24 protein-coding genes and 1 riboswitch are annotated in these 26,448 nt (G+C 58.5%); of the genes, 14 read left to right on the top strand and 10 right to left on the bottom strand.

The annotated features are described in order from the left end of the window. Positions 1-18: 18 nt before the first annotated feature. The 9 genes from ACR0LY_RS00395 to ACR0LY_RS00355 all read right to left on the bottom strand — a co-directional run bounded on the left by ACR0LY_RS00395 (position 19) and on the right by ACR0LY_RS00355 (position 11,238). On the bottom strand, positions 19-3,120 hold the full coding sequence (locus tag ACR0LY_RS00395; RefSeq protein ID WP_170349235.1) for an HsdR family type I site-specific deoxyribonuclease: 3,102 nt from the start codon (positions 3,118-3,120) through the stop codon (positions 19-21). Continuing rightward, positions 3,113-4,288, bottom strand: coding sequence for an AAA family ATPase (locus tag ACR0LY_RS00390; RefSeq protein ID WP_170349236.1), 1,176 nt, complete (start codon positions 4,286-4,288; stop codon positions 3,113-3,115). Before ACR0LY_RS00390 ends, ACR0LY_RS00395 begins: the two co-directional genes overlap by 8 nt. 1 nt (position 4,289) lies before the next feature. Beyond that, a complete protein-coding gene (locus ACR0LY_RS00385) occupies positions 4,290-6,494 on the bottom strand; it encodes a type I restriction-modification system subunit M (RefSeq protein WP_170349237.1) in 2,205 nt (734 codons plus the stop codon). Continuing rightward, positions 6,491-6,685: a methylation-associated defense system helix-turn-helix domain-containing protein MAD1 gene (mads1, locus tag ACR0LY_RS00380; protein ID WP_058239057.1), complete on the bottom strand. Its 195-nt coding sequence runs from the start codon at positions 6,683-6,685 to the stop codon at positions 6,491-6,493. Before mads1 ends, ACR0LY_RS00385 begins: the two co-directional genes overlap by 4 nt. A gap of 148 nt (positions 6,686-6,833) precedes the next feature. Then, a complete protein-coding gene (locus ACR0LY_RS00375; RefSeq protein ID WP_170349238.1) occupies positions 6,834-7,031 on the bottom strand; it encodes a hypothetical protein in 198 nt (65 codons plus the stop codon). Between the two features lie 307 nt (positions 7,032-7,338). Continuing rightward, complete coding sequence (locus ACR0LY_RS00370) at positions 7,339-8,559, bottom strand: type II toxin-antitoxin system HipA family toxin (RefSeq protein WP_170349239.1); 1,221 nt, start codon at positions 8,557-8,559, stop codon at positions 7,339-7,341. Beyond that, positions 8,552-8,854: a helix-turn-helix domain-containing protein gene (locus ACR0LY_RS00365; protein ID WP_170349240.1), complete on the bottom strand. Its 303-nt coding sequence runs from the start codon at positions 8,852-8,854 to the stop codon at positions 8,552-8,554. The genes ACR0LY_RS00370 and ACR0LY_RS00365 overlap by 8 nt, the downstream gene beginning before the upstream one ends. 235 nt (positions 8,855-9,089) lie before the next feature. After that, positions 9,090-9,953 carry a hypothetical protein gene (locus ACR0LY_RS00360; RefSeq protein WP_170349241.1) on the bottom strand — a complete coding sequence of 288 codons (864 nt, stop codon included), beginning with the start codon at positions 9,951-9,953 and terminating at the stop codon, positions 9,090-9,092. Positions 9,954-10,281: 328 nt separating this feature from the next. Beyond that, positions 10,282-11,238: an NAD(P)-dependent oxidoreductase gene (locus tag ACR0LY_RS00355; RefSeq protein WP_170349242.1), complete on the bottom strand. Its 957-nt coding sequence runs from the start codon at positions 11,236-11,238 to the stop codon at positions 10,282-10,284. Between the two features lie 102 nt (positions 11,239-11,340). On the opposite strand from ACR0LY_RS00355, the gene ACR0LY_RS00350 reads away from it, so the two are divergent. The 8 genes from ACR0LY_RS00350 (at position 11,341) to cobJ (ending at position 20,567) form a co-directional block, all read left to right on the top strand. Then, positions 11,341-12,225 carry a LysR substrate-binding domain-containing protein gene (locus ACR0LY_RS00350; RefSeq protein ID WP_170349243.1) on the top strand — a complete coding sequence of 295 codons (885 nt, stop codon included), beginning with the start codon at positions 11,341-11,343 and terminating at the stop codon, positions 12,223-12,225. 72 nt (positions 12,226-12,297) lie between these two features. After that, a riboswitch (cobalamin riboswitch) is annotated at positions 12,298-12,506 on the top strand. An 83-nt stretch (positions 12,507-12,589) separates the two neighbouring features. Next, positions 12,590-12,979 carry a DUF1636 family protein gene (locus tag ACR0LY_RS00345; RefSeq protein WP_170349244.1) on the top strand — a complete coding sequence of 130 codons (390 nt, stop codon included), beginning with the start codon at positions 12,590-12,592 and terminating at the stop codon, positions 12,977-12,979. After that, positions 12,976-14,031 carry a cobalamin biosynthesis protein CobW gene (gene cobW / locus ACR0LY_RS00340; RefSeq protein WP_170349245.1) on the top strand — a complete coding sequence of 352 codons (1,056 nt, stop codon included), beginning with the start codon at positions 12,976-12,978 and terminating at the stop codon, positions 14,029-14,031. The genes ACR0LY_RS00345 and cobW overlap by 4 nt, the downstream gene beginning before the upstream one ends. A 3-nt stretch (positions 14,032-14,034) precedes the next feature. Then, the gene (gene cobN / locus ACR0LY_RS00335) at positions 14,035-17,328 is read left to right on the top strand and encodes a cobaltochelatase subunit CobN (protein ID WP_170349246.1); all 3,294 of its coding nucleotides are present in this window, start codon (positions 14,035-14,037) and stop codon (positions 17,326-17,328) included. Further along, positions 17,325-18,464, top strand: coding sequence for a cobalamin biosynthesis protein CobG (locus ACR0LY_RS00330; protein WP_170349247.1), 1,140 nt, complete (start codon positions 17,325-17,327; stop codon positions 18,462-18,464). Before cobN ends, ACR0LY_RS00330 begins: the two co-directional genes overlap by 4 nt. Then, the gene (locus ACR0LY_RS00325; RefSeq protein ID WP_170349248.1) at positions 18,464-19,093 is read left to right on the top strand and encodes a precorrin-8X methylmutase; all 630 of its coding nucleotides are present in this window, start codon (positions 18,464-18,466) and stop codon (positions 19,091-19,093) included. Before ACR0LY_RS00330 ends, ACR0LY_RS00325 begins: the two co-directional genes overlap by 1 nt. Further along, a complete protein-coding gene (locus ACR0LY_RS00320; RefSeq protein ID WP_170349249.1) occupies positions 19,090-19,818 on the top strand; it encodes a precorrin-2 C(20)-methyltransferase in 729 nt (242 codons plus the stop codon). Before ACR0LY_RS00325 ends, ACR0LY_RS00320 begins: the two co-directional genes overlap by 4 nt. Then, entirely contained in the window at positions 19,815-20,567 is a 753-nt protein-coding gene (cobJ, locus tag ACR0LY_RS00315; protein WP_170349250.1) for a precorrin-3B C(17)-methyltransferase, read from the top strand. The genes ACR0LY_RS00320 and cobJ overlap by 4 nt, the downstream gene beginning before the upstream one ends. Here cobJ and ACR0LY_RS00310 read toward each other — a convergent pair. Further along, positions 20,540-21,289 carry a cobalt-precorrin-6A reductase gene (locus tag ACR0LY_RS00310; protein WP_170349251.1) on the bottom strand — a complete coding sequence of 250 codons (750 nt, stop codon included), beginning with the start codon at positions 21,287-21,289 and terminating at the stop codon, positions 20,540-20,542. The genes cobJ and ACR0LY_RS00310 overlap by 28 nt on opposite strands. Here ACR0LY_RS00310 and cbiE point away from each other — a divergent pair. The 6 genes from cbiE to cobF are packed head-to-tail and all read left to right on the top strand — an operon-like array spanning position 21,288 to position 26,413. Further along, positions 21,288-22,487 (top strand): precorrin-6y C5,15-methyltransferase (decarboxylating) subunit CbiE, encoded by a 1,200-nt coding sequence (gene cbiE, locus ACR0LY_RS00305; RefSeq protein ID WP_170349252.1) that lies wholly within the window; start codon positions 21,288-21,290, stop codon positions 22,485-22,487. The genes ACR0LY_RS00310 and cbiE overlap by 2 nt on opposite strands. Further along, positions 22,484-22,852 carry a cobalamin biosynthesis protein gene (locus tag ACR0LY_RS00300; RefSeq protein WP_170349253.1) on the top strand — a complete coding sequence of 123 codons (369 nt, stop codon included), beginning with the start codon at positions 22,484-22,486 and terminating at the stop codon, positions 22,850-22,852. Before cbiE ends, ACR0LY_RS00300 begins: the two co-directional genes overlap by 4 nt. Further along, positions 22,849-23,643: a precorrin-4 C(11)-methyltransferase gene (gene cobM, locus ACR0LY_RS00295; protein ID WP_170349254.1), complete on the top strand. Its 795-nt coding sequence runs from the start codon at positions 22,849-22,851 to the stop codon at positions 23,641-23,643. Before ACR0LY_RS00300 ends, cobM begins: the two co-directional genes overlap by 4 nt. Further along, the gene (locus tag ACR0LY_RS00290) at positions 23,636-24,952 is read left to right on the top strand and encodes a cobyrinic acid a,c-diamide synthase CobB (protein ID WP_170349255.1); all 1,317 of its coding nucleotides are present in this window, start codon (positions 23,636-23,638) and stop codon (positions 24,950-24,952) included. The genes cobM and ACR0LY_RS00290 overlap by 8 nt, the downstream gene beginning before the upstream one ends. After that, on the top strand, positions 24,949-25,677 hold the full coding sequence (cobA, locus tag ACR0LY_RS00285) for a uroporphyrinogen-III C-methyltransferase (RefSeq protein WP_170349256.1): 729 nt from the start codon (positions 24,949-24,951) through the stop codon (positions 25,675-25,677). The genes ACR0LY_RS00290 and cobA overlap by 4 nt, the downstream gene beginning before the upstream one ends. After that, complete coding sequence (gene cobF / locus ACR0LY_RS00280; RefSeq protein ID WP_170349257.1) at positions 25,670-26,413, top strand: precorrin-6A synthase (deacetylating); 744 nt, start codon at positions 25,670-25,672, stop codon at positions 26,411-26,413. Before cobA ends, cobF begins: the two co-directional genes overlap by 8 nt. Positions 26,414-26,448: the final 35 nt, after the last annotated feature.

Raw genomic sequence — 26,448 nt, 5'->3', positions numbered from 1 at the left:
AGCACCCCAACGTTTTGGCTAGACCTGCCCGCCAACACCTTTGAATTTTTCGACAAAAGCTGCAATCTTCTCGAAGACAGTCGTCTTCTTGGTCCGGAACTGCGGGTTTAGTGGGCTCATTTTGGGGAGTATGGCATTGAGGTCAGCACCGTTTTCACTTGCAAATTCGCGTTTTATGGACGCAGAAATATAGCGCCTTGCTGCATCAGAATTTAGATCTTCCGACCTGATAAGCTCTTCTACCTCTTTGCGTTGCTCTTCCTGAGCAAAAGAGAAAAATGCATCGATCACACCTGCCTTGTCATCAATCTGATCAAGATCAGTCTGATTGATAAAGTCCACTATCAAGCTCTCTTTGGCACGATTTCCAAGGCTACCGCGAATGACGCGGCGAGCATCCTCAATCAGATCCCCTTTGCTCTTCACCTTTTTGTTTTTCTCAAAGATGAGCTCGAGGATGTAGTCGAGGTTAATCTCCTGCGATTTCAGAAGATCCACTTCGAAAACGACATCATCCCACTCGATGTTGCTTTGTTCATGCTCTGCCGAGGACTTTTCCCGGCGCAGCCAATCGCGAATGTCGTTGTATGTTGATCTATAGTCTTGAACTGCTCGTTCTGAAGGCAGTTCTATCGCCTCCAGGTCGCGTAGGTCCTCGTCACGCAAATAGTGCTTTTGCTTGAACTCCTCAACGGCAGCGGCATCTGCTAAATCTAGCCCCTGATAGGCTTTCAATGCTGAAAACTCGTCGTAGTTTCTGAGCACATTCTCAACTCTCAGATACTCACCAAAGAGCTTCGCAAACTCCTTTTTATCTACTTCTTTGACAATATCGTCCGGCTTTGGAAAGCGCTCGGTAAGCTCCTTCACAACATCAATGAACCCGCGTCGCGCCGCGCCGGTTTCTTGATCAACGAAACCATTCATGTACTCGTCGTAGCTCTTCTCAAGCACGACGTTCTTTGTGTTCTTGTCACCGAACAGCGTGATCGCATCAATCGTCGCTTGCTCAAGGTCCCTGAACGCCACGATATTGCCGAAGGTTTTGGTCGCGTCGTAGATCCGGTTGGTTCTGGAGAACGCTTGCATCAAACCATGAAAGCGAAGATTCTTGTCGACAAACAAGGTGTTAAGCGTTGGCGCATCAAAGCCTGTAAGGAACATGCCCACGACAATCAGTAAGTCGATTTCTTTCGAGCGAACCCGGCTGGCAAGATCGCGGTAGTAGTTTTGAAAGCCACTGCTATCGACACTAAAATTCGTTTTGAAAAAGGAGTTGTAGTCTTTTACCGCTGCGCTCAAAAACTCCTTGGCGCTGCTATTCATCGCCGACACATCAAAGCTCTCGTCCTGAATGTCACCGATGGCATCTTGCTGCTCGTTGGCCGCAAACGAGAAGATCGTCGCGATCTTCAGCGGCTTTTCACTGTCCGCCTGCAGAGCGTTCAAGGTTTCATAGTAGAGCTTTGCAGCATCCACACTGCTTACGGCGAACATGGCATTGAACCCACTGCTGCCTGCTTGCATCCGATGAGTTTTTTGACGGAAGTTGTTCAGAACATACTGAGAAACTTCCCTAATACGTTCTGGATGAAGTAGCGCTTGCTTGTTTTCAGCCGCGCTGAGCTTCTTTTCGTCTTGCTCAGTCTCGATGGCTTTGAACCGGGGACGCACATCATTGTAGTCGACCTTGAACTTCAGAACCTTTTCGTCGCGAATAGCATCGGTGATCACATAAGAATGCAGCTCGCGCCCAAACACCCCCGCGGTCGTTTCAGCCCCTAGCGCATTCTCAGGAAAGATCGGCGTTCCGGTAAAGCCAAACTGGTAAAACCGTTTGAACTTCTTCTTCAGATTCTTCTGCGCCTCGCCAAACTGGCTGCGATGACACTCATCGAAAATGAAGACCACCTGCTGGTCATATACCGGCAGGTCACCCTCTGACTTCATCAGGTTGTTCAGCTTTTGGATCGTCGTGACGATGATTTTGTTATCGTCCTTGCCTAAGTTGCGCTTCAACCCGGCCGTGCTGTCGGAACCGTTGACACTGTCAGGGGAAAACCTCTGGTATTCCTTCATGGTCTGGTAGTCGAGGTCCTTGCGGTCCACGACGAAGAAGACTTTGTCGATGAAATCCAGCTCGGTTGCCAACCGTGCGGCCTTGAAACTCGTTAGCGTTTTGCCGGAGCCTGTGGTGTGCCAAATGAAACCACCGCTCTCCGGCTTTCTCCAGTTTTTGGCCTCATATGAGCTTTTGATCTTCCACAGGATGCGCTCAGTCGCTGCAATCTGGTAAGGGCGCATGATCAGCAACGTGTCGCTGACATCAAAAACGGAATACTGCAACAGAACGTTCAGCAGCGTACGCTTCTGAAGGAAAGTTGCGGTGAAATCCTTGAGATCTTTGATCAGCTCATTGTCGGACTTCGCCCAGTTCATGGTGAAGTCGAAGCTGTTCTTGTTACGCTTGGTCGTGTTGGCGAAATACCGGGTGTCGGTGCCGTTTGAAATCACGAAGAGCTGCAGAAACTTGAACAGGGAATGCTCGCTGTTGAAGCTTTCCTTGCTGTAGCGGTGAATCTGATTGAAGGCCTCCCGGATCGCCACGCCGCGCTTTTTCAGCTCGATCTGAACCAATGGCAAACCGTTGACCAGGATCGTCACGTCATAGCGATTGGCGTGCGTACCGACCTGCTCGAACTGCTTGATAACCTGCAGCTTATTGCGAGCCATGTTCTTCTTGTCGAAGAGGTAAATGTTCTGGATACGCCCGTCATCAAAGACGAAATCGTGGATATAGTCGTCGTGGATTTTGCGGGTTTTGTCGACGATGTTGTCGCTTGGCTTGTCGAGATAGGTCTCGACAAAACGCTTCCATTCATCATCTGAAAACGTGACGTTGTTCAGCTGCTCCAGCTGCACGCGGACATTGGCAAGCATGGCATCTGGGGTCGTCAGAGCAGGTAGGAACTCATAGCCCTGATTGACCAGATCCTGCACCAATTCGCGTTCCAGATCGTCTTCGCTCTGGTAGCGATCGGCGGCGTCCCACTCCTTGGTGTACTTGTCGAGGACGATGAAATTCTTCGTTTCCGCTATGGTTTTCGTCTGCTCAACCATTTTTCGCCTCTTCCTTGACGAGCATCCGATATCGCTCAGCAAACTCGTACTTTTTGTTGGCTGTCTCACTGAGGAGGTATCCCAGGACCCGCTTGTCGTCTTTTGAAAGCTGGGGCTGTTCGTCTCCAGCGTGCTTTGAATGGCTCGAAATATCTACAATGCGCTTCAAATAGGCGTCGCTAGTCCCTTCTGCCGTTCGAGGCAGCAGGTCCGCCCAGTCCTCGTACCCCATGAAGGTCGAAGTCTTCTCCAGGATGTTTCGCAGAAGGTTGTAGTGGTATTTCTCGAACCCATCGCCGTCAGAAGCAGTCTTAAGCTTTTCGATCAAATGCAGATGGTACGAGAACGGGCTGTCGTTGTTCCAACGATCCAGAGAAAACGTGCCATCCTCATGCTGCGACAACTGATACTTGAAGCCATTCTTCAACGCATTGAAGAGGACGTTGAAGAATAGCGGATTGTGGGTCGTGATAATGAATTTCGGGCCGTCCTGAGGCGCATCCTTGATCAGCGTCGCCAGGGTCTGCGCCAGTTCGATAAGATGGTTGTCGTCAAGCGAGCTGACCGGGTCGTCAATGAAAACATACTCGAGCTTGTCGAACTGATTGGTGCTTCGATCTCCAACCTCCGGAACACTTAGGACCGAAACCACCTCTTCGATCAGCGTGTAAAAGATGCTCCAGATGAAGTTGCTTTCCTCACCCTTTGAAATCTTGATGCCTGTGGTGGCTTCGTCATCTCCGGTCGTGATAGAGAATGTGACCGAAGGATAGGTCTTCTCACCGGCCTTCTGCCCGTCTTTTTCCAAGAAGACCGGTGTCAGGTTTTTGTTGGTATAATGCTGGAAGTTCGCAATGACCTCGTTGCCCTTGCCTTGCTCCCCCAGAATCCAGTCAGTGAAAGTGTTCGGCTGGATCATCAACTTGGGTTCACCATCACCCAACAGGTCATTATCCCAGTAAAACAAGTCTTCCGTAAACGCGTTGTAATACAGCACCTTTTCGCGAGACGGTTCGCCGTCCTCACCTTCTTCCGGCTTAGGGGCAATCAGGTCTTTCATGGCGCGGGAAAGACGGGTCTTGCCGGTGCCGTTGAACGCGTAGATCAACTGTACCTTTTTGTTGGCAGCTCGCAGCTGCTTTGCGATCTCTTCGAGGGTCTGGCTCATTTCAAGCTGATCCCGCGCCAGTTTCCGCTACACTCAGCAAATGCTCTCTGTAGTAGTGATACTGTTTTTGTCGCAGTTCGATCTCTCTGGACAAACCCTCGTCGTTCGCTGACGTCATAGTTTCAAATTTGTCTAGTATGTCTACAATTCGAGCCTGTTCTGCGAGAGACTTTGCGCGATCATGGCGAAACGGGATGGGGACCACAATCTTGGCCAGATCAGAGCTGGAAACCCGACGCACCTTTGCGCCGGTTATGAACTTCCTTTTCTGTTTTTGAAATGCCTCTGTCTGAAAGAAGTATGCCAAATACTTAACATTTTGGGCATGCCGAAATAGCATCATGTCGCCCGATATCGCAACCTCCGCACCCAACCAAGCCAATGGTTTGACAACGTCCTCATCATTTTCGGATGTGGTGGCAAGCAACAGATCGTTTTTTCGAGCTTTCTTAAGTCTTGATGCAAATTCTTCAGTAACGAAGGTGAATGATCTATCAGCAATTAGCCCGTATCTAGTAAATATTTGACCATAGTGGATTGCAGGAAAACCGTGTTCTTTGAGATCCTTTTTCTGAAGTCCGTTGCCACGAACAAACTCACCGATTTCACCAAGCGGGGTCCACTCGATGCCTTCGTTGTTAGACCCCTGACTAGTAATGTTGCTCTGTTGGGACTTTACGATTTCGTCAATATCCGCGCGCAGTTTGTTGATCTTGTCCACGGTCGCCGCCAATTCTGTGTTCAGCTTTTGAATGTCGATCACTTCGCTGGTGTCTTTGGGCTCAACGTAGGCGCTTACCGAAAGATTGTAGTCATTCTCCACAATAACTTCGTAGGGAACAGTTTCAGCAATGTGTGGAACGTTTGCTTTGCTATCAAACAGCTCGATGACCTTAGCTATGTGCGGGTCATCCATAAGATTGGTATTCGTACCTTTACGAAAAAACTCTTTTTCTTCAGTCGCATCGATGAACTGAACAGCTGTGTCGGTCTTGTTCTTGGCCAGCACCAGGATGTTCACCGCAATGGTCGTGCCGAAAAACAGGTTCGGCGCGAGGGCGATAACCGTTTCAACGAAGTTGTTGTCGACTAGATACTTGCGGATCTTCTGCTCTGCTCCGCCCCGGTAGAAGATACCAGGGAAGCAAACGATCGCGGCGCGTCCCTTGGCCGACAGGTAATGCAGCGCATGAAGAACAAAGGCAAAATCAGCCTTCGACTTCGGGGCCAGCACCCCAGCGGGCGAAAAGCGGTCGTCATTGATCAGCGTCGGGTCATCCGCGCCTTTCCATTTCACTGAATAGGGCGGGTTCGACACGATAGCGTCAAAGGGCTTGTCATCCTGAAAGTGAGGGTCCTCGAGCGTGTTGCCGTACTGGATGTTGAACTTGTCGTAGTTGATGTTGTGCAGGAACATGTTCATGCGGGCGAGGTTGTAAGTGGTGTAGTTGATCTCCTGCCCGAAGAAGCCGTCTTCGATGATGTGCTTCTCAAACTCTTCTTTGGCCTGCAAAAGCAGAGACCCAGACCCGGCCGCCGGATCGTAGATTTTGTTGACGCTGGTCTGCTTGTGCATGGCCAGCTTGGCGATGAGTTTGGACACGTGGGTCGGCGTGAAGAACTCGCCGCCAGATTTGCCCGCGTTGGCGGCATAGTTCGAGATCAGAAACTCATAGGCATCGCCGAACAAGTCGCCTTCGTTGTCATCGAACTTCAACGGCAAGCCAGCCACGCCCTTGAGGACCTCAGCCAGTCTTTCGTTCTTCTGCTTGACCGTGCTGCCCAGCCGGTTGCTGGTGGTGTCAAAATCGGCGAACAGGCCATTGATGTCCTGCTCGGACGGGTAGCCACTGGCCGAAGCCTCTATCGCTGAAAAGATCTCGGCAAGATCAGTGTTCAGGCTGTCATTTTTGCTCGCGGCTTTCACCACGTTTTGAAAGAGTTGGCTCGGATATATGAAGTAGCCCTTGGTTTTGACTGCATCGACTTTGGCTTCATCGGGGATGTCTGCGTCGGACATGCCCGCATAGTTGATGCTGTCGTCGCCACCTTCGATGTAGTTGGTGAAGTTCTCGCTGATGAAACGATAGAACAAAGCGCCTAAGACAAACTGCTTGAAGTCCCAACCGTCGACGGCACCACGCACACGGTTTGCGATGCTCCAGATTTCTCGGCGCAATGCCTCAGCCTGTTGTTGCCCGGTCATTTTTGCTCCCCTTCTTGTTTTTGTTCCTGCTCGGCAATCCAGCGGTCGATCTCGCTTTTGCGAAATCGCCATGCGCTTCCCACCTTAAACCCGGGAACCTTGCCCTCAGATGCGAACCGATATGCCGTTTTCTCAGCGATCTTGAGATACTCAGCGAGCTCTTTCACGGTCAAAATGTCTTCGTTGGGCATTTCGAAAATGTCCTCTCTGAGGGATATGGGTTGAAACTAGTTGAAAGGAGGAGAAGCGGCAAGCTTGGCTTGCTTGAGGTCGTCGAGTTCAGCGTGAAGCTGTTCCCTGGCTGCGTTCCAGGGCGGAAAACCCGCCCTGGCGCTCAGGTCACTCGGTGACCGGATCTTCGTCCCGGCGCGGGAAGGCGACCATTTCGACGTCGGGAAACATGCTGTGCTTGACGTTGATCGAGGTGATGTTGCCGCTGTCGTCGGTGTTGACGAAGAGGACACCGCAGCGATCCCAGAAGTTCTTGCCATCTTTTTCGCCAGTTTTGACGTTCAGTTTCAGAGTTTGAGTAGCCATTTTTTGATCCTCACTTTGAGTGTTTCGATGAACAAGACCAAAGCTGGCACCAAGGAGCTGTCAGCGAGAAACTTGCCTCGCGAGGAATGCGCTGGCGCAGGGGAATTTTCTTGTTGAAGCGGGGCTTGCACCGCGCCTGCTACGGCTGCCCGCTTATGTTCAGCAATCAGAAACACGGCGTTGAGGATCTGAGTTCGGCACTCCAAAATCGACTGCCACGTCGTAACGCATCAGAATGGCCAAGGACCTCAAAACCTCGCTGCAGCCGAACGGCTTTCGGACAATCCAATTCAACAGCGGCCCCAGTTCACGTGCGCGCCAGATCCGCTTCCTCGTGCTCGAAGGCTGTCGCCATCTCCCTGATCTCCCGCTCCGGAGCCCCGAGGGCACGCGCAACTTCACGCCAAGCCTTAGTCGCTTCGGCCACCTCGGCAATGATGCGATCTGCCTCGCCGCGTTCGAGAAGATAGGAGTCATGTTGCGCGCGGTGCAGGGCGATACTGGCATCCGGGTTGTCATCGTCGACATAGCTCTTTAGCACACGCGGCTGGTTCGGCACGGGGTTGATGTCGTAGGCTGGTGAAAGGTGCCAGCCGCCCCGCCCACGCAGAAACCCGTGATTGCGCATGTGGTCATCGAGGTTCGTCACGAGAATGGAAAAGGCGACCCGCCGGTAGAGCTCCTCTCGGTCTTGGTCAGGCGTGACGCTTTCTGAGGTGATGATATCTGCCAGGTCCAGATAGCTGTAGCTTTCGCCATCCTTGCCGCCCAGCATTGCCATTGCTGAGATGAACGGGATCCTGCCTTCATCGTTCCGGTCAAACCGATGGGACAAGAAAACCGGCTTATCGCCAGCCATCTCAAGCGTGTGCTCCGAGACCGTGATTCCGGCGCGTCTTGCGAGCTCCAGTGCAATGGCTTCCCAGCGTTCCACGCAATAGGAGTCCGTCTCCTTCGGGAACTTGGCAACAGACAGGCGGCCATGTTGGTCGAGGATGCTGGCCTTCGGACGAGCGCCGCCTAGAGAACTTCCCGGAGCAAACAGCATTTTGAGGTCCTCTGCGGTCTCCTCTCCACGCAGAACGCGCTGAGACGCATGAAGCAAATCCCCGAGGCTCACGAGCGCAGGCACGCCGATGCCCTCACGCGCTTGAAACTCGCCATCAACCCTGAAGCGCAGCGCACCCAAACGGGTCTCATCATTCACCCCAAGCAGGTAGTCGGATTCTTGGAGCACTCTCGGTCGTCGCCCCTCGGCCTCTGCCATGCGCCCCTCATAGCGCCGCATCACCGTTCGCCCCCAAGTGTCGGGGGCAGAATCTCCAAGCGGCGCAAGCATGTCCTGCCCAGCCTCAGGTACGAATTGCCCTTGAACGAGAGGCATGACCGGCGAAAGCCCGAAGGCATCTTCGTCGGCAAGCCAGTCGTCATGATAGGTAAATGATACCCGCTCTCGGCCGCGTCCCGCCGTGCGGTGGAGCATGCCGACCTGTTTCAGCCCCTTCCAGTCGATCCAGACCTCAACCATTTTTCAGTCTCGCACGCTGCGGGAGGTCATCCAGGGCCATCTGCTCGCCAACCGGGTCATCGATATCCCCCCAACCCTTCAAGAGACCGAGCGCCTGCAACACAGCTACGTAAGTGCCGATCTTGACTGCGGGGTTGCCGCTTTCGATCTTGGCGATGGTCTGCCGCGTTGTGCCAGCGCGCTGCGCAACAATCTCAGCGGTCAGTTTGCGGCGCAGTCGCGCAATACGAATGTTTTCCCCAAGTGTCACGAGCTCCTTACGCGCCGCCCTGGGTATTTTGATCGGAACAGCCATAATGATATCTCCAAGTGACACTAAGCTTCGATATGTTACGCTGAGAAAACATTAATGTCAAATTTCACCGCTTAGCCCCATAACCCAACGCCGCCACACCAGCCACATATTATGTTAACTCAGTATAACATTGGGCGCATTAAGGTTACCAGTACGAAACACAACCCGGTCACCTCACCACACTCATACAACGCGTCTGCTCGAAGGAAGCGGTTGCGTCGCCTTCCTTCGAAAGTCATGCCTGCAGACCTGCCGCGCGAACCTGTTCGGGCGTTACCAGCTTTGACGCGATCAAGTCTTCGATCTGGCGGTTCGTGATATGGCGACACAGGGGATGGCGCTCGTGGATCCATTCGGCAAGGCTCGCACGGCCTTTGGCTTCGGCCTCTCGTGCCTTCTCGCGGTCGGCCTGGATCTGGGTCAGTCCCTTCTCCCATCGGCGCATCTTGAACCAATTGTCCGAAAAACAGACCTTGCTGCGCGTAAAGCCCTCGCTTTCCTTGGCATAGGCTTTGACCGCCTGAAGCAAGTCATCGGGCTTCTCACCGGCTTTCACAGCCACTGCGATCAAGCGCAAAGTAGTCCGCCGGTCTCGGATCCTGTCCTCGGGATAGGCCGCCAAGATCTTTTCAGCTTCAAGATCTTCAACCTCCTCCGCCGCCTCGCGCCTGCGCGTAGGTGGTTTATGGATGGTTTTAGGATGGTTTGGGGTCCACCGTGAACCCCGTACCCCGTTCACCGTGGACCCCGTACCGGGTTCAGGCTGGACGGGGTTCACAGTGACCCCCGTGTCGATGTCGGGCTCAGCCGTGGGTTCGAGCGCGGCCACGCGCTCCAAAGCGATACGGTAAATGACCGTATAGCCGTTCTTGCAGTGCCTCCGTCCTGTCTCGATCAGAATGCCTTCGCGCAGAAAGTCGATTATGGTGCGCTTGACCGTGCTCTCGCTGAGCTCTGTGTGGCGCTGGATCGTTCCCTTGGAACACCAGATGCCTGAGCCGTCGTCGCTCGCCTTATCGGCCAGGAACATGATGATCTGCTTGCGCGCGGCGCTGCCAAAGCGGCGCTCGGCGCATTCATTTGCGATGCGCCAGCTCATGATCTCACCGCCAATTGGGTTGAGGTCAGACCCGAAATGCCGTAGGTATTGGGACGGAAATATTCTTCTATGCCGTTGAGGTGGGTGGCCGCCCCCTCAGCGGTTTTTCTTTGCCCTTTCGCCAGAGCGGGAGACTGTGAAAAACCGTTTACTTGGGCCTCGTAACCTATTGAAAAGTGACCCTGAACGAAACAAGTCCGTTTACAATTTTTCCCTTTTAAATCAACGAAATTTTCCGGATTGCAAATCCGTGTACACCGGTTCGATTCCGGTACTCGCCTCCACTTCTTTGATTATCTAACCGGTATTCAACTGCGCTCGGTGTGCGCTATTCGGCCTGACCTCTCTGTGGGATAACTTCATAACCCGGCTCTTCCGGTTCATCATCGTGCATCTCGGTCGGGAAACCGGGCGCCGTGATATCCAGCCCGGTCGCGTCCTCCAACCGCTTGATAATATTCGGGGACAGTTCGCGTTCACCATAGCGGGCGATACCGTCGTCGAAGATGCGGATCATTACCGGGTTGATTTCCAAGGGTACTCCGGCGCGGTCGGCGACGTCTTGGAACAGTCCGATGTCCTTTTTGACAAGGTCCATGGTGAAAGAGATATCGCGGGACCCGTTCAGAATGACCTGGCTTTCTGTTTCATGCACGAACGAAGTACCCGACGAAATCTTTATCGCCTCATAAGTGGTGTTCAAATCCATCCCGGCCGCTTTGGCCGTTACCAGCGCTTCGGCACAGGTGATCAGGTTGGCGGTCGCCAGATAGTTGGTCAGAACTTTTAGGACCGAGGCTGAGCCCAACTCCCCCGTGTGCAGCACGCGCCGCCCCATCGTGGTTAAAAACGGCAGAATCCGCTCAAAGGTTTCGCGATCACATCCGGCGAAAATCGAGATATTGCCAGTAGCCGCCCGGTGGCACCCGCCTGAAACCGGGCAATCCACCGCCGCTCCTCCTCGCTCGATCACCATGGCGCCCAGTCGTTTAACCTCGGCTTCGTCGGTGGTCGACATCTCCATCCAGATCTTGCCCGGCCCGACCGCGGGCAGCATATCTTGCATCACTGCGTCCGAGGCCGCCGGGGACGGCAGGCAGGTTATAACGGCATCGCAGTCCCGCATCATCTGCGCCGGGCTTTCCGCGGCTTCGGCCCCCTTGGCCACAAACTCGGCCACCAGGTCTGGGTTAAGGTCGTGAACCGTCAGGTCAATCCCGTTGCGCAGAAGCGAGCCGGACAGTTTGCCGCCCACATTTCCTAAACCGATAAATCCGACTTTCATGTTTCCCTCCTGACGGTCGTATTCGGGCCGAGTATCTGTGTTGTCTGTTAGAAACGAAAATGATTAATAATGCCAATTATGGTCAAAATAATTTGGTGATATATGGATCGCCTTCCAAACCCCACATGGTTGCGCAGCTTTGAAACCGCCGCGCGGCATCTGAATTTTACCACCACAGCAAAAGAGCTGGGCCTGACGCAGACGGCGGTCTCATTGCATATCCGGTCGCTTGAAGCCGAGCTTGGGCAAAAGCTGTTCACCCGGAATGCCCGCCGGTTGGAACTGACTGAGCTGGGGCAGTCTTATTCGTTGACTGTGCGGCGTGCGCTTGGCGACATCGCCCTGTCCACCAACAGCCTGTTCGGCCCTGCCTCGCGCCAGACCCTGACGATCCGTGCGGCGATATCGACAGCCACCTATTGGGTCGCGGCGGAACTGCCCGACTTTACCGCTCGCCACCCCGAGATCCCAGTACGCCTTGTCTCGCACATCTGGAATGACAGCGTGGCCCCCGGCGATTTGGATGTGGAAATCCGGCTGGGTTATGGCGATTGGCCCGGCGTTCAGTCCGAAAAGCTGACAGATGAAAAGCTGGTACCGGTATGCCGGGCCGGGGACTCGCCCGCGACCCTGAACGTACTGCGGCAAGGCCCTCTGATTCATATCCTTGGATACGAAGACAACTGGGCGCGGTACTTTCAGGCCAACGGGCTCGCGCTTCCGGACCAGCCGCCCCGACATTCGGTGGACACCTCGGTCGCAGCACTGCAGCTTGTGATGGCAGGGGCGGGCTATGCAACGGTTCTGGAACGGTTCGCCCGGAATGCGATCCGGCAGGCTGTGCCGATTGCAATTGCGGGACCTGCGATTCCTTTTGCCCAGTCGCATTACCTGATCAGTACACGAGGCGCTACGCAATCGACCGCTGCGGCAGGGTTGTTTTGCGCTTGGCTGCGCGAGAGGCTGGCCGCGCATGCCGCGGATTGACACAGGCTGGTCGCTTTTTTGGTTTGAACGATTTCACCATGCGCCTCGTGCTTGACAAGCCCCCTGCCCGTGCCGCATGTCGCATGCGTTGGTGTCCATCTTCGGATGGATGAAAAGGGAATGCGTCAGCGGGCAACCGTCAAACGCAGCCGCCCCCGCGACCGTGACCGGAGAGGGTGCCCAATGCCACTGGCCCGCAAGGCCGGGAAGGCGGGACATCTGCCGGGGCAAGCGCCCCGACATCCGCAAGCCGGGAGACCTGCCAGCGCCCGAAGTTGAAACCGGACGGGGTGATCCGGTGTCGGGTCCATGTGCAGACGTGGCCCGCATGAAACCCCGTCCCCTGCAAAGAGGATTTGGGGGGATGAGAGACGTGACCGAGACTGCACCAGTCGAGCTGCTGGTCTGCACGACCTGTCGGCGTGGCCTGCCGATTGAAGACGATGCGCAACGTCCAGGTGCCCTGCTGCACAAGGCACTGGAAGACGCCGATTTGCCCGAAGGTATCGTGCTGAAGCCGGTCGAGTGCCTGTCAAATTGCGATCAGGGTTGTTCCATAGTGCTGCGCGGCGGACCGACCCGCTGGACCTTTGTGTACGAAAACCTGAACGAAACCGACCATGTCGACACCATCGTCGAAGGCGTCACCAAGTATCTCGCCGCCGAAGACGGTCTGGTCAAATGGCGCGAACGTCCCGAACATTTCCGCAAAAACTGTGCGGCCCGCATTCCCCCGATTGGAGCCCTGAAATGAGCAACCTCGAAAAACTCCCCGTCACTGTGATCACCGGCTTTCTGGGTTCGGGCAAAACCACGCTGGTCAAACATCTAATGCAGAACCCTCAGGGCAAGCGTCTGGCCGTTGTCGTCAATGAATTTGGCGATGTGGGTGTGGATGGCGACATTCTGAAATCCTGCGCCATTCCCGATTGCCCGGCGGAAAATATCATGGAACTGGCCAATGGCTGCATCTGCTGCACCGTGGCCGATGATTTCATTCCGACCATCGAGGCGCTGATGGCACTGGAGCCGCGCCCTGATCACATCCTGATCGAAACGTCCGGTCTGGCTCTGCCAAAGCCGCTGTTGAAAGCGTTTGACTGGCCCGATATCCGCTCGAAAATCACCGTGGATGGCGTGATCGCTCTGGCCGATGCCGAGGCCGTCGCCGCCGGGCGTTTTGCCCCGAATGTCGAAGCCGTCGACGCCCAGCGCCTGGCTGACGACTCGATCGACCATGAAACGCCCTTGTCCGAGGTGTTCGAGGATCAGATCTCCTGCGCCGACATCATCCTGCTGACCAAGCCTGACCTGGCTGGCCCGGAAGGCGTGGCAAAGGCCAAAGAAGTGATCGCAGCCGAGGCTCCGCGCGCCCTGCCCGTCGTCGAAGTTGCCGAAGGCGCTGTGGACGTGCGCGTCGTACTGGGGCTTGAGGCTGCCGCCGAGGATGACATGGATGCACGCCCGTCGCACCACGATGGCCACCACGATCATGAACATGACGATTTCGAAAGCATTATCGTCGAGTTGCCGGAACAGACCGATCCGGCAGCACTGGTTGCCAATATCGAACGCTTGGCAAATGAGCTGAACATCCTGCGGGTCAAAGGTTACGCCGCTGTCCAGGGCAAACCGATGCGCTTGTTAGTTCAGGCGGTTGGCGCACGAGTGCGACATCAGTACGACCGCCCATGGGAACCCGGCGAAGAGCGCCGCTCGCGTCTGGTGGTGATTGCCGAACATGACGACATCAAAGAGGCCGCGATCCGCGAGATCCTCGTGGGTGTGACCGAGGCCGCCGAGTAAGCCATGCACGTCGTCTTCCGCGAAAGCCACGGGCTCGAGGAAACCGAGACCCCGACCGATCTGGGCCAAAGCCCGGCGGATCTGGTGGTGCTGTCCTTTTCGGACAGCGACCTCGGAGCTTTCGCGGCAGGCTGGCATCGCGGTGGCGGGGCTGAGGGGCGGATGCCCACGATGCGGTTGGCCAATCTGACGGCGCTGAAACACCCTCTGTCCGTCGATACCTACGTCGAACAAACTCTGGAAGGTGCGAAAGGCATTCTGATCCGCCTGATCGGCGGCGTGCCTTATTGGTCCTATGGCCTGCAGCAGGTTCTGGCGCTGGCGCAGGACAAGGGCATCGCGCTGGCTGTCCTGCCAGCGGATGGGCGCGAAGATACGCGGTTGGACGACTTTTCCACCCTACCCGTTTCAACCCTGCGGCGGCTGGCGCATCTGTGCGATACCGGCGGCGAAGTTGCAGCGCAGGCCGCGCTGGCACAGATGGCGCTGGCGGCGGGGCTTTATGCAGGCCCTGTGATGGGGGCCAAAACCATCCCCGAGTGCGGCGCCTGGTGCCCTGACCGTGGCGTGATCCCAGTGGAAAAGGCGTTCACGGGCGATGCAAAACGCATTCTCGTGAGTTTCTACCGCGCTTACCTGACCTCTGCGGACACCGCCCCGGTCGCGGCCCTGATCCGTAACCTACGCGCGCGCGGGTTCGAAGCCGTGGGCCTGTTCGCGCCGTCGCTGAAAGCCCCAACCGCCGCCGAGTGGTTGCGCGGAAATATCGTAGCAATGCAGCCGTCGGCCATCATCAACGCCACTTCATTCTCAGGCAAGGGCGCGTCTGGCACATCTCCGCTGGACGCGGCCAATGTCCCTGTGTTTCAGGTCGCTTTGTCAACTGCACGCCGCAAGGCCTGGGCCGAGGCGGAACGTGGCCTCTCGCCCGCCGACCTTGCCATGCATGTGGTGTTGCCCGAGGTGGACGGGCGGATTTCGGCGGGCATCGCCTCATTCAAAGAACCCGGGAAACGTGACCCACATCTGGAATACTCGCGATTTGCCCACCGGGCCGAAGATGAACGGATCGAGGCCATCATCGACCGGGTGACCGGGTGGCTAGCTTTGCATGACAAGCCCAAGGTCGATCAAACCCCGGTGCTGGTGCTGTCCACTTACCCTGGTAAGGACTGGCAGATGGCCCATGCTGTGGGGTTGGACGCGCTGGCCTCAGCCGAGGCGATGTTGGCCGATCTGCAGGGCGAAGGGTACGACACCGCCCCCGCCCAACCCATTACCGAAACCCTTATGGATGCAAGGGTATCGTGGCCGCTTGCGGATTATCTGGCGGCGCTGGCCGATCTGCCGGATGAATTGCGCAGGGACCTCGAAACCGTTTGGGGACGGCCCGAGGATGATCCAGCATTAGCAGACGGCGCTTTCCAATTCACCGCCTTGCGCCGTGGCAAGGCGCTGATCGCGCTGCAACCCGAACGCGGCACGCCCGAGTTGCGCGAGGATGATTACCACGACCTCTCACGCACCCCACGCCACGGCTATGTGGCCTTTTATCTGTGGCTGCGCAGAGGGTTGGGTGCGGATGCGCTGATCCATATCGGCGCGCATGGCACGCTGGAATGGCTGCCTGGCAAATCGGTCGCCCTGTCGGCGAATTGCTGGCCCGAGGCGCTGATCCGCGATCTGCCGGTGATCTACCCCTTCATCGTCAATGACCCCGGCGAGGCCGCGCAGGCCAAGCGCCGGATCGGGGCGGTCACGCTGGGTCATATCCCACCCCCGATGAAGGAAAGCGGCACGCCCGACCGGATGGTGCGGCTGGAATCCCTGCTGGACGAGTTTTCGAACGCCGACGGGCTGGACCCCAAGCGCCGGGACCGCCTGCAAGAAGATATCCGGGATGAGGCGCAGGCCATCGGGTTGGAAAGCGATCTGGGTCTGGATCAGGCCACCTGCACTGCCGAGGCAATCACCCGCATCGACCGCTTTGTCTGCGATATCAAGGAAAGCCAGTTCGGTGACGGGTTGCACATCTTTGGTCGCACGCCTGAGGTCACCGGTAATTTTGACCCCGCCCCTTCCGCCCGTGCGGAACGCAGGGCTCTGCTTGACGTGCTGGCGGGAAAACGGATCGAGGCCGGACCGTCCGGCTCACCCTATCGTGGGCGGTCGGATGTGCTGCCTACCGGTCGGAACCTCTATACCACCGATCCGCGTTCGGTTCCTACCCGCGCCGCCTATACCCAAGGCGTGAAGCTGGCCGAAGAGCTGGTGCGGCGGCATTTGCAAGAGGAAGGTGATTATCCCAAGGGCCTGATCGTCGACCTATGGGGCTCGGCCACCATGCGCACGGCAGGCGAAGAATTCGCCATGGCGCTGCACCTGTTGGGCGTCAAGCCAGTCTGGGACAGGGGGTCCGAGCGAGTGTCAGGCATCGAAGTGCTGCCGATCACCGATCTCAGCCGCCCCCGCCTTGATGTGACCCTGCGCGTATCGGGCCTGTTCCGCGACGTGTTCCCGACGCTTTCGGCACTGTTCGGTCAGGCCGTCCGTGCCTTGTCTGACCGTGATGAAGCCCCGGATTGGAACCCCTATGCCGGGCAAGCCCCTGCCGCGCGAGTCTTTGGCCCCGCGCCCGGCAGCTATGGCGTGAATATGACGCAACTGTCTGAAATCTATACCGATGAAGCCCGCGCGCAGGCGGGTGAAGCATGGCTGCAGGCAAGCTCTTTTGCGTTAGAGGGCGACCATATCGCGCAGGATGTCACCGGCATCACCGAACGCGTCGCCAATGCCGACAGCTTTGTCCACCTGCAGGACCTGACCGAGACCGACCTGCTGCTGGCCAACGACTATGCCACGCACGAGGCCGGGTTTGCCGCTGCCAAGACCGTCACCGGCGGCAGCGCGCAATTGTACCACCTCGACAATACCAACCCCGACACTCCCCGCGCTCGTACCCTGTCCGAAGAAATCAGCCGCGTGGTTCATGCCCGCGCTGCCAATCCCGGCTGGATTGCAGGGATGCAACGGCACGGGTTCCGCGGGGCCGCAGAGATCGCGGCGACGCTGGACCATATGGCGTCTTTTGCCCACCTGTCCGGCACAGTCGCTCCGCACCTGTTCGATTTGTACCACGATGCCACGCTCGGTGACGCCGAGGTTGACGCCTTCCTGCAAGAGGCCAATCCGCAAGCACATCAAGCCATGCAGGACCGATTCCGCGCATTGCTTGACGCGGGGTTGTGGAACACACGCCGGAACTCGATCCGCGCGGATCTGGAGGGGTTGGGATGAGCGCCCCCACCTCAAAACCTGTTGTTCAAGGCTGGTGCCCCGGCGCCCATCGTCCGATGATGTCGGGCGACGGGCTGGTGGTGCGGGTGCGCCCCCGGTTGGCACGTCTGAATGCGACGCAGGCTTTGGGCTTGTGCGAGTTGGCCGAGCGGTTTGGCAATGGCACCATCGACCTGACCAACCGAGCCAACCTGCAATTACGTGGCGTGAAAGAGGCCGATCATCAAGCGCTACTTGCCGAACTTTCCGCGCTGGATCTTTTGGACGCCGAGCCGGGCATCGAAGTACGCCGCAACATTCTGGTTTCACCGCTTTACGAAACGGGCGATCTGACCGCGCGGCTGACGCAATCTTTGATCCATCGACTGGCAGACCTGCCCGCCTTGCCTGCGAAATTCGGATTTGCCATCGACACTGGCCCGGCCCATTTGTTGGCCGCGGATTCTGCGGATATCCGGCTGGAGACCGGCGCGGAGGACCTGATCCTGCGCGCTGATGGGTGCGAGACGGGGCGTGCCGTCTCAGAAGTCGAAGCCATAGACCAGCTTATCGCGTTGGCTGAATGGTTTGCCGAAAACCAAACCTCGGACAATCGCCGCATGGCCCGCGTGGTCGCAGCACAAGCTTTGCCTCTGGAATGGCAAGGCAGCCCAGCCAACGCTGTTGGCTCACCGCTACAACCTGGCATTTGTGAACTGGGCACACTTTATGGTGCAGCATTCGGGCAACTGCCTGCGCGGCGTCTGTTCAGCTTGATCGAGGACACAGGCGCTTCCGCCCTGCGGGTGACCCCCTGGCGGCTGTTCCTGCTGGAAGGCGGGGCGGCGATCCCGGCCCCGGCCTTTGTCACAGATGGCACCGATCCGCTGATGACCACCGACGCCTGCACCGGTGCACCGTTCTGCCCGCAGGCGCAGGTAGAAACCCGTGCTGTCGCCGGAGCGCTGGCACCGCATGTGGAAGGCAGCCTGCATGTCTCGGGCTGCTCAAAAGGATGCGCCCGAATGGGAACAGCGGATGTCACTTTGGTCGGTCGCGATGGGCGATTTGACCTTGTCAAACACGGCCGCGCAGGGGATGAGCCCTGCCAACGCGGGCTGACCCCCGAAACACTTATGACCATGGACCTGACCTGATGCCCTATGAATATGAAACCGATGGCGCAGCGATCTATAAGGAAAGCTTTGCCACCATTCGGTCCGAGGCCGATCTGGCCCGGTTCGACGCCGACGAAGAGCAGGTTGCCGTCCGCATGATCCATGCCGCCGGGATGGTCGGGCTGGAAGAGTTCGTGCATTTCTCGCCCGGTTTCGTTTCTGCTGCCCGCACCGCTTTGGAAAACGGCGCGCCGATCCTGTGTGACGCGCGTATGGTCAGCGAGGGCGTGACCCGGTTCCGCCTGCCCGCCGACAATGAGGTAATCTGCACCCTGCATGACGAACGCGTACGTCCGCTGGCCGCTGAGATGAGCAACACGCGCTCGGCCGCAGCGCTGGAGTTGTGGCGCCCGCATCTTGAAGGTGCTGTTGTGGCCATCGGCAATGCTCCGACTGCCCTGTTCCACCTGTTGAACATGCTGGAAGATCCCGACTGCCCGCGTCCTGCAGCCATCATCGGTTGCCCGGTGGGCTTTGTCGGCGCGGTCGAATCCAAGGACGCTTTGTGGGCGGCGCAACCGGTGCCATCCTGTATCGTCAAAGGTCGTCTGGGCGGCAGCGCCATCACCGTCGCCGCCGTCAACGCCATCGCGAGCCGCGCGGAATGAGCGCGGGCAAGATATACGGCGTCGGCCTTGGCCCCGGCGACCCGGACCTGATGAGCGTTCGGGCCGACCGTCTACTGCGCAATGCGCGCCACGTGGCGTTTTTCCGCAAGCCCGGCCGCAGCGGTCAGGCACGCAAGATCGTCAATGGCATGATCCCCGGCGATGCTGTGGAATTTCCGATGGAATATCCCGTCACCACCGAAATCCCCCTAACCGATCCGCGTTATAACGAGCTGCTGTCTGCCTTCTACAAAGACTGCGCCGCGCATTTAAAAACCCTGTCGGATGAAGGTGAGGATGTGGTGGTTTTGTGTGAAGGTGACCCATTTTTCTATGGGTCTTTCATGCATCTTTACAGCCGCTTGCGTGACGAAGCTGACGTCGAGGTTGTTCCCGCCATCACCGGTATGTCCGGCGCGTGGACAGCAACCGGTGACCCGATCACGTGGGGCGATGATGTCCTGACCGTTCTGGTCGGCACACTCCCCGAAGATACTCTGGCGGAACGCATGGCGCAGACCGATGCTTTGGTGGTGATGAAGATCGGGCGCAACATCGAAAAGGTGAAACGGGCCTTGAAAACGGCTGGCCTGTATGATCGAGCATGGATCGTCGAATACGCTCAGATGCCGAACCAGACCGTGACGAAACTGTCCGAGGCATGTGACAAGGTCACCCCCTACTTCTCGATCATCATCGTGCATGGTCAGGGGCGGCGGCCATGAGCGGTTGGGTCAAGATCGCGGGTCTCGGACCCGGAAACGAGGACCTTGTAACGCCCGAGGTTTCCGCCGCATTGGCCGAGGCCACGGATATCGTCGGCTATATCCCTTACGTCGCGCGCGTGGCCGAACGCCCCGGCCTGACGCTGCACGCCAGCGACAACCGGGTCGAGATTGACAGGTCGCAGCACGCGTTGCAGATGGCGGCCGAGGGGAAACGTGTGGTCGTTGTGTCCTCGGGCGATCCAGGCGTGTTTGCCATGGCGGCCGCCGTGTTTGAGGCGCTGGAAAATGGCCCTGTTGAATGGCGCGAAATTCCCATCGACGTGTTGCCGGGCATCACCGCGATGCTGGCCGCATCGGCGCGTGCGGGGGCACCTTTGGGGCATGATTTCTGTGCCATCAACCTCAGCGACAATCTGAAACCCTGGTCGCTGATCGAGAAACGGCTGCGATTGGCGGCGCAGGGTGATTTCGCGATGGCGTTTTACAACCCGCGCTCAAAATCCCGCCCCGAGGGCTTTGTTAAGACGCTGGAAATCCTGCGCGAGGAATGTGAGCCCGAACGCCTGATCCTGTTCGCCCGCGCCGTATCCCGCGCGGATGAGGCGATCCGGGTTTCGACACTGGTCGAGGCAACGCCGGATATGGCGGACATGCAGACGGTGGTTATCGTGGGATCATCCCTGACTCGTGTGATTGATCGCAACAGCGCCCCGATCGTCTACACCCCGAGGTTCACACCGGAATGAGCCAGCCAGTCCAAAACCTGCGTTACGCTCGTCAGTTCGTGTCGTTGTGGCAGGATCGGACGGTCGATCATCAGCACCGGCAGGCCCAACGCCCGCGCGGCGTCCAGCTTGGCGCGTGCGCCGCTGCCGCCTGCGTTCTTGGACACGACCAATTCTATGTCATGGCGTTGCATCAGCGCCCGGTCATCCGTTTCGGTAAACGGCCCGCGCGACACAACCACATCGCAATTCGGCAAGGGCAATTCACCGGGTTCATCCACCAGCCGCAGCAGGTAGTGGTGTTGGGGCTGGGCGGCGAAGTCCTCAAGGTGCATCCGCCCTACCGCCAGAAAGACACGTTGCGCCAGGCCGGACAGGGCAGCCACTGCGCCGCCGATATCGGGAACGTGCTGCCAGCGGTCCCCGTCTTGCGCCGTCCAGGCCGGACGAGTCAGCGCAGCCAGCGGCAGCCCGGTATCGCGGCAGGCGGCAATGGCGTTCCGGCTCATTTGCGCGGCAAAGGGATGAGTGGCATCGATCACGTGGGTGATCGCGTGATCGCAAAGGTACTGCGCCAGCCCGTGCGCGCCGCCAAAACCACCGACACGCACGGGCAAGGGTTGCGGGCGGGGGTTATCGACCCGTCCGGCATAGGAATAGGTTGCCGGAACGCCCTGCGCGGTCACCGCCTTAGCCAGCGCGTTGGCCTCGGTCGTACCGCCAAGGATCAGGAGGTGTGTCATGCTTAAAGCTCCGTGGCTGACCGTTCTGGGCTTGGGCGAAGATGGACTGGATGGCCTGCCACCGGCAAGCCGTCAAGTGCTGGAACGCGCCGAAATCGTCATGGGCCCACCACGGCACCTGTCGCTGATCCCCGAGGCCGGTGCGCAAAGGGTTGAGTGGCCTGTGCCTTTCTCCGATGGCCTTCCGATGCTGGCCGGCTTTCGGGGCCGTCCGACTGTGGTTCTCGCCTCGGGCGATCCCTTCTGGTTTGGTGCAGGTTCAGTTATCGCGCGCAATTTCGAGGCTGGCGAATGGACTGCCCTGCCCGGCCAATCGACCTTTTCGCTGGCCGCTGCGCGATTGGGCTGGCCGCTAGAGACCACGCTGACCTTCGGCCTGCACGCAGCCCCGCTGACCCGGTTGCGTCCTGATCTGGCACCGGGGGTACGCGCCATCCTGCTGTTGCGGGACGGCAAGGCGGTGGCGGAACTGGCGACCTACCTAACCGAAACTGGATTTCCCGACACCCGCCTGCATGTGATGGAGGCTCTGGGCGGCCCTCGAGAACGGGCGCGCAGTGTATCGCTGACCGAAGCGCTGCTGGGCGGATTCGACCACCCGGTCTGCGTCGGGCTTGAGGTTGCAGGCGAAGGCCGCGCCTTTCCAAAGGCGTCGGGCAAGCCGGACGAGATTTTTGAAACCGATGGCCAAATCACCAAGCGCCCCGTGCGGGCGTTAACTCTGTCGGCACTGGCGCCGCAGCGGGGCGAACACCTTTGGGATATCGGCGGCGGCACGGGTTCGATCAGCATCGAATGGCTGATGTGTGACCCGACCCTGACGGCCACAACCATCGAACCCCGCGCAGATCGCGCCGAACGCATTCGGCGCAACGCTGATACGCTGGGCCAGGACCGATTGAATGTTGTGCACGGCACTGCTCCGGGCTCACTGGGTGGTCTGACCTTGCCGGACGTGGTTTTCATCGGCGGTGGTCTCAGCACCGAACTGATGGAATGGCTGCAAGCCGCCCTACCCAAAGGCACAAGGCTGGTCGCCAACGCGGTGACGTTGGAAAGCGAAGCTTTGCTCGCGCAATGGCAAGACAAACTGGGCGGCGAGCTGTTGCGGATCGAACTGGCACAAGCCTCGGCACTTGGCCCCCGGCGCGGCTGGAAGTCCGCTTATCCGGTGGTGCAGTGGAGCGTCACCCTATGATCGTCGCGGGATTGGGATTCTCATCTACGGCCACGTTGGACAGCCTGCGCGCGGCCTTTGACCGGGCCAGCGACGGGCAGCGCGTGGATGCGCTGGCCACGGTGGCGGACAAAGACGGACATCCTGCGTTGATCGAATTCGCCTCGGCCATCGCACTGCCCTTGCATTTCGTCGCCCCTGCCGATCTGGCAGGGCAGCGCACGCTCACCTGCTCGAACCGCAGCCGCGCCACGTATGGCACCGGCAGCGTGGCCGAAGCATCCGCCCTTGCCGCTGCCGGATCCGGCGCTCGACTGACCTCACCCAGACAAATCTCAGACGACCGGCTGGCCACCTGCGCCATAGCCATCGGAGGACAAACATGACTGTTCATTTCATTGGCGCCGGACCGGGCGCTGCCGACCTGCTGACTCTGCGCGGACGTGATATCATCGCGTCTTGCCCGGTATGCCTTTACGCCGGGTCGCTGGTGCCCGAGGAAATCCTTGGTCACTGTCCCGAGGACGCAAAGATCATAAACACCGCGTCGATGGATCTGGATCAGATCATGGCCGAGATCGAGACCGCACATCAGGCTGGTCAGGATGTGGCGCGCCTGCATTCCGGCGACCTGTCGGTCTGGTCAGCGATGGGTGAACAAATCAGACGGCTGAAAGAGATGGGCATCCCGGTCAGCGTGACGCCGGGCGTGCCGTCCTTTGCTGCTGCGGCGGCTTCACTGGGAACCGAGCTGACCCTGCCTGGACTGGCACAATCCGTGGTGCTGACCCGGACGCCGGGCCGTGCATCCTCGATGCCCGAAGGTGAGACGCTTGAGAATTTTGCCCGCACCGGTGCGACTTTGGCCATTCACCTGTCGATCGGCAATCTGGACAAGGTGATTGCCGATCTGACCCCCGCCTATGGCGCGGACTGCCCGGTGGCCGTGGTGTATCGCGCCAGTTGGCCGGATGAGAGGATCATCCGCGCCACGCTGGACACCTTGAAAGAGGCGCTGGATGAAAGCATCTCGCGCACCGCACTGATCATGGTGGGCCCGGCGCTGGCAGGCGAAGGGTTCGATGAAAGTTGCCTGTATTCAAAGGATTACGATCGCCGCTATCGTCCGCAAAGTGCCGATAGCCCGTGGTCAAGCTGGAGCCACGGTGATGACTAACCCCCCGGGTCTTCTGATTTCTGCCCCGTCCTCGGGAACAGGTAAGACAACTGTCATGCTGGGCCTATTGCGGGCATTGGCCGAGGATGGGCTGACCGTGCAACCGTTCAAAAGCGGCCCGGACTATATCGACCCTGCCTTTCATAATGCTGCTGCCGGGCGCTCCTCGTTCAATTTGGACAGTTGGGCTATGGGTGACCCGTTGCTGAGTGCGATTTCGGCGCAGGCTGAGGGTGCGGATATCGTGGTCGCCGAGGGATCGATGGGGCTGTTTGACGGCGTCGCCAAGCCGGGCGAGTTGGGGCACGGGTCCAGCGCCGAAACCGCCCAGCGCATGGGCTGGCCTGTGGTGCTGGTGCTGGATGTGGGCGGTCAGGCGCAATCAGCGGCGGCAACTGCACTGGGGTTTCGGATGTACAACCCCGACCTGCCGTTTGCCGGTGTTATCCTGAACCGTTGCGCAAGCCCCCGGCACGAGCGTCTGACCCGTCTGGGTATGGAGCGCGCCGGTCTGCCGGTTCTGGGCGTTTTGCCCCGGCGCGGTGATCTGACCCTGCCGGAACGCCATCTGGGCCTGATACAGGCGGTCGAGCATCCTGATCTGGAAAGCGCAATTGTCGGCTATGCCGCGTTTCTGCGCGAACATGTGGATCTTGAGGCGATCAAGGTGGCGGCTTCCTCAGGCCCCAATGGGCCATCGTCAGCCGCGCTACCGCGCCCTCCGGCGCAACGGATTGCGCTGGCCCGCGATGCCGCGTTTTCCTTTACCTATCCGCATTTGCTGGAAGGTTGGCGCGCGGCGGGTGCAGAAATTCTGCCGTTTTCACCTCTGGCGAACGAGGCACCTGCTGCCGATGCCGATCTGGTCTGGCTGCCCGGTGGCTATCCGGAACTGCATGCGGGCACACTGGCTGCCGCCGACACGTTCCAGACCGGACTGCGCAAACACGCTGAATCCAAACCCGTGCATGGAGAATGCGGTGGATACATGGCGCTGGGTCAGGCCTTGATCGACAAAGAGGGCGAGCGACATCAGATGGCAGGCCTGCTGCGGCTGGTGACCTCGTATGAAAAGCGCAAGTTCAATCTGGGGTATCGGCGCGCAGAATTGCTGGCCCCGATGCCCGGTTTTGCAGCCGACACGGCTCTGCGGGGGCATGAATTCCATTATTCTTCGATCGTAGAACAGCCGGACGCACCGCTGGCGCGGGTGTTTGATGCTGAAGGTGCTGAAGGGCCGCAAACAGGTTCGGTGCGCGGGAACGTCACCGGTACGTTCTTTCACCTGATCGCCGAGGCCTCGGCATGAGCGGTTTCGTATCCTTCATAGGTTCCGGCCCCGGCGATCCTGATCTTTTGACCCTGAAAGCAGTCGACCGGATGCAAAAAGCAGATGCGGTGCTGTTTGATGACCTCAGCAGCGGCCCGATCCTAAGTCATGCGCATGGCGATGCAGATCTGGTGGGCGTGGGCAAACGGGCCGGGCGACCCTCACCCAGGCAGGATCACGTGAGCCGCCTGTTGGTGGATTACGCCAAAACCGGTGCTCGCGTAGTGCGGTTGAAATCCGGTGATGGCGGGTTGTTCGGCAGGCTGGAGGAAGAACTGGTTGCCCTGCGTGCGGCCGGGATCGAATATGAAATCATCCCTGGCATCCCCTCGGCGGTTGCGGCGGCGGCGGCAGCAGGAATACCCCTGACACGACGCCTGACTGCGCGGCGGGTACAATTTGTCACTGGCCACGATGTCAGCGGCAAACTGCCCGAAGATCTGAACCTGCCCGCGCTGGCCGATCCGGACGCAACGACCGTGGTGTTCATGGGCAAACGGACCTTTCCTCTGTTGGTAAATGCGCTGCATGAGCATGGTCTGCCGCTGGAGACACCTGCCCTAATGGCCGAATCCGTATCGACTCCCGACCAGAGCCTGCACCGTGCAACAATTGGCGCGCTGTCGCAAAAGCTGGAGGCCGAGATCGGCACAGCCCCGGCGCTGATCCTGTATGGCCCGCTGGCAGAGTTCGACGATGTTTGAGTTGTCTCTAATCGGAATTGGCACTGGCAACCCGGATCACGTGACCTTGCAAGGGGCAAATGCCATCCGCGATGCAGACCTGATCCTGATCCCGCACAAGGGCGAGAACAAGGCTGATCTGGCCGGGTTGCGCGAAGAGATCATTGCAGCTGTGACTGACACTCCGCCGCAGATCGCCTATTTCGACATTCCCAAGCGTCGGGCCGATGATGGTTATCTACGCGGGGTCGACGAATGGCATGATGCCATTGCCCTGCGCTGGCACGAGGCGATTGCGGCCCACCCGAATGCGCGACAAGTGGCACTGCTGATCTGGGGCGACCCGTCGCTTTATGACAGCTCGTTGCGAATCGCGTCGCGGCTGGACCCTGAGCCCACGACACGGGTGATCCCTGGCATCACCGCGCTGCAGGCATTGACGGCCGCCCACGCCATCCCGATCAATGATCTGGGCGCGCCTTATGTTGTGACCACCGGACGGCGGATCAGGGATGAAGGCTGGCCGGCAAATGCCTCGAAAGTAGCGGTAATGCTGGATGGCGAGTGTTCGTTTCAATCCCTGGACATGGCCGATTATGACATCTGGTGGGGTGCCTATGTCGGCATGAAAGAGGAAATCCTGATCAAAGGCGCTTTGACCGATGTGGCGCAGGAGATTCTGGACACCCGTGCCAAGGCACGTGCCGATCATGGCTGGATCATGGATATCTATTTGCTGAAAAAGCGCGTGATCTGACCTAAAAGGTCGCAAATGACGATTGCACCAGCGGC

Source organism: Ruegeria sp. BC5 (genome assembly GCF_056539205.1).
The sequence above is the reverse complement of the archived record's forward strand: the minus strand, read 5'-3'. Positions and strand labels throughout refer to the sequence as shown.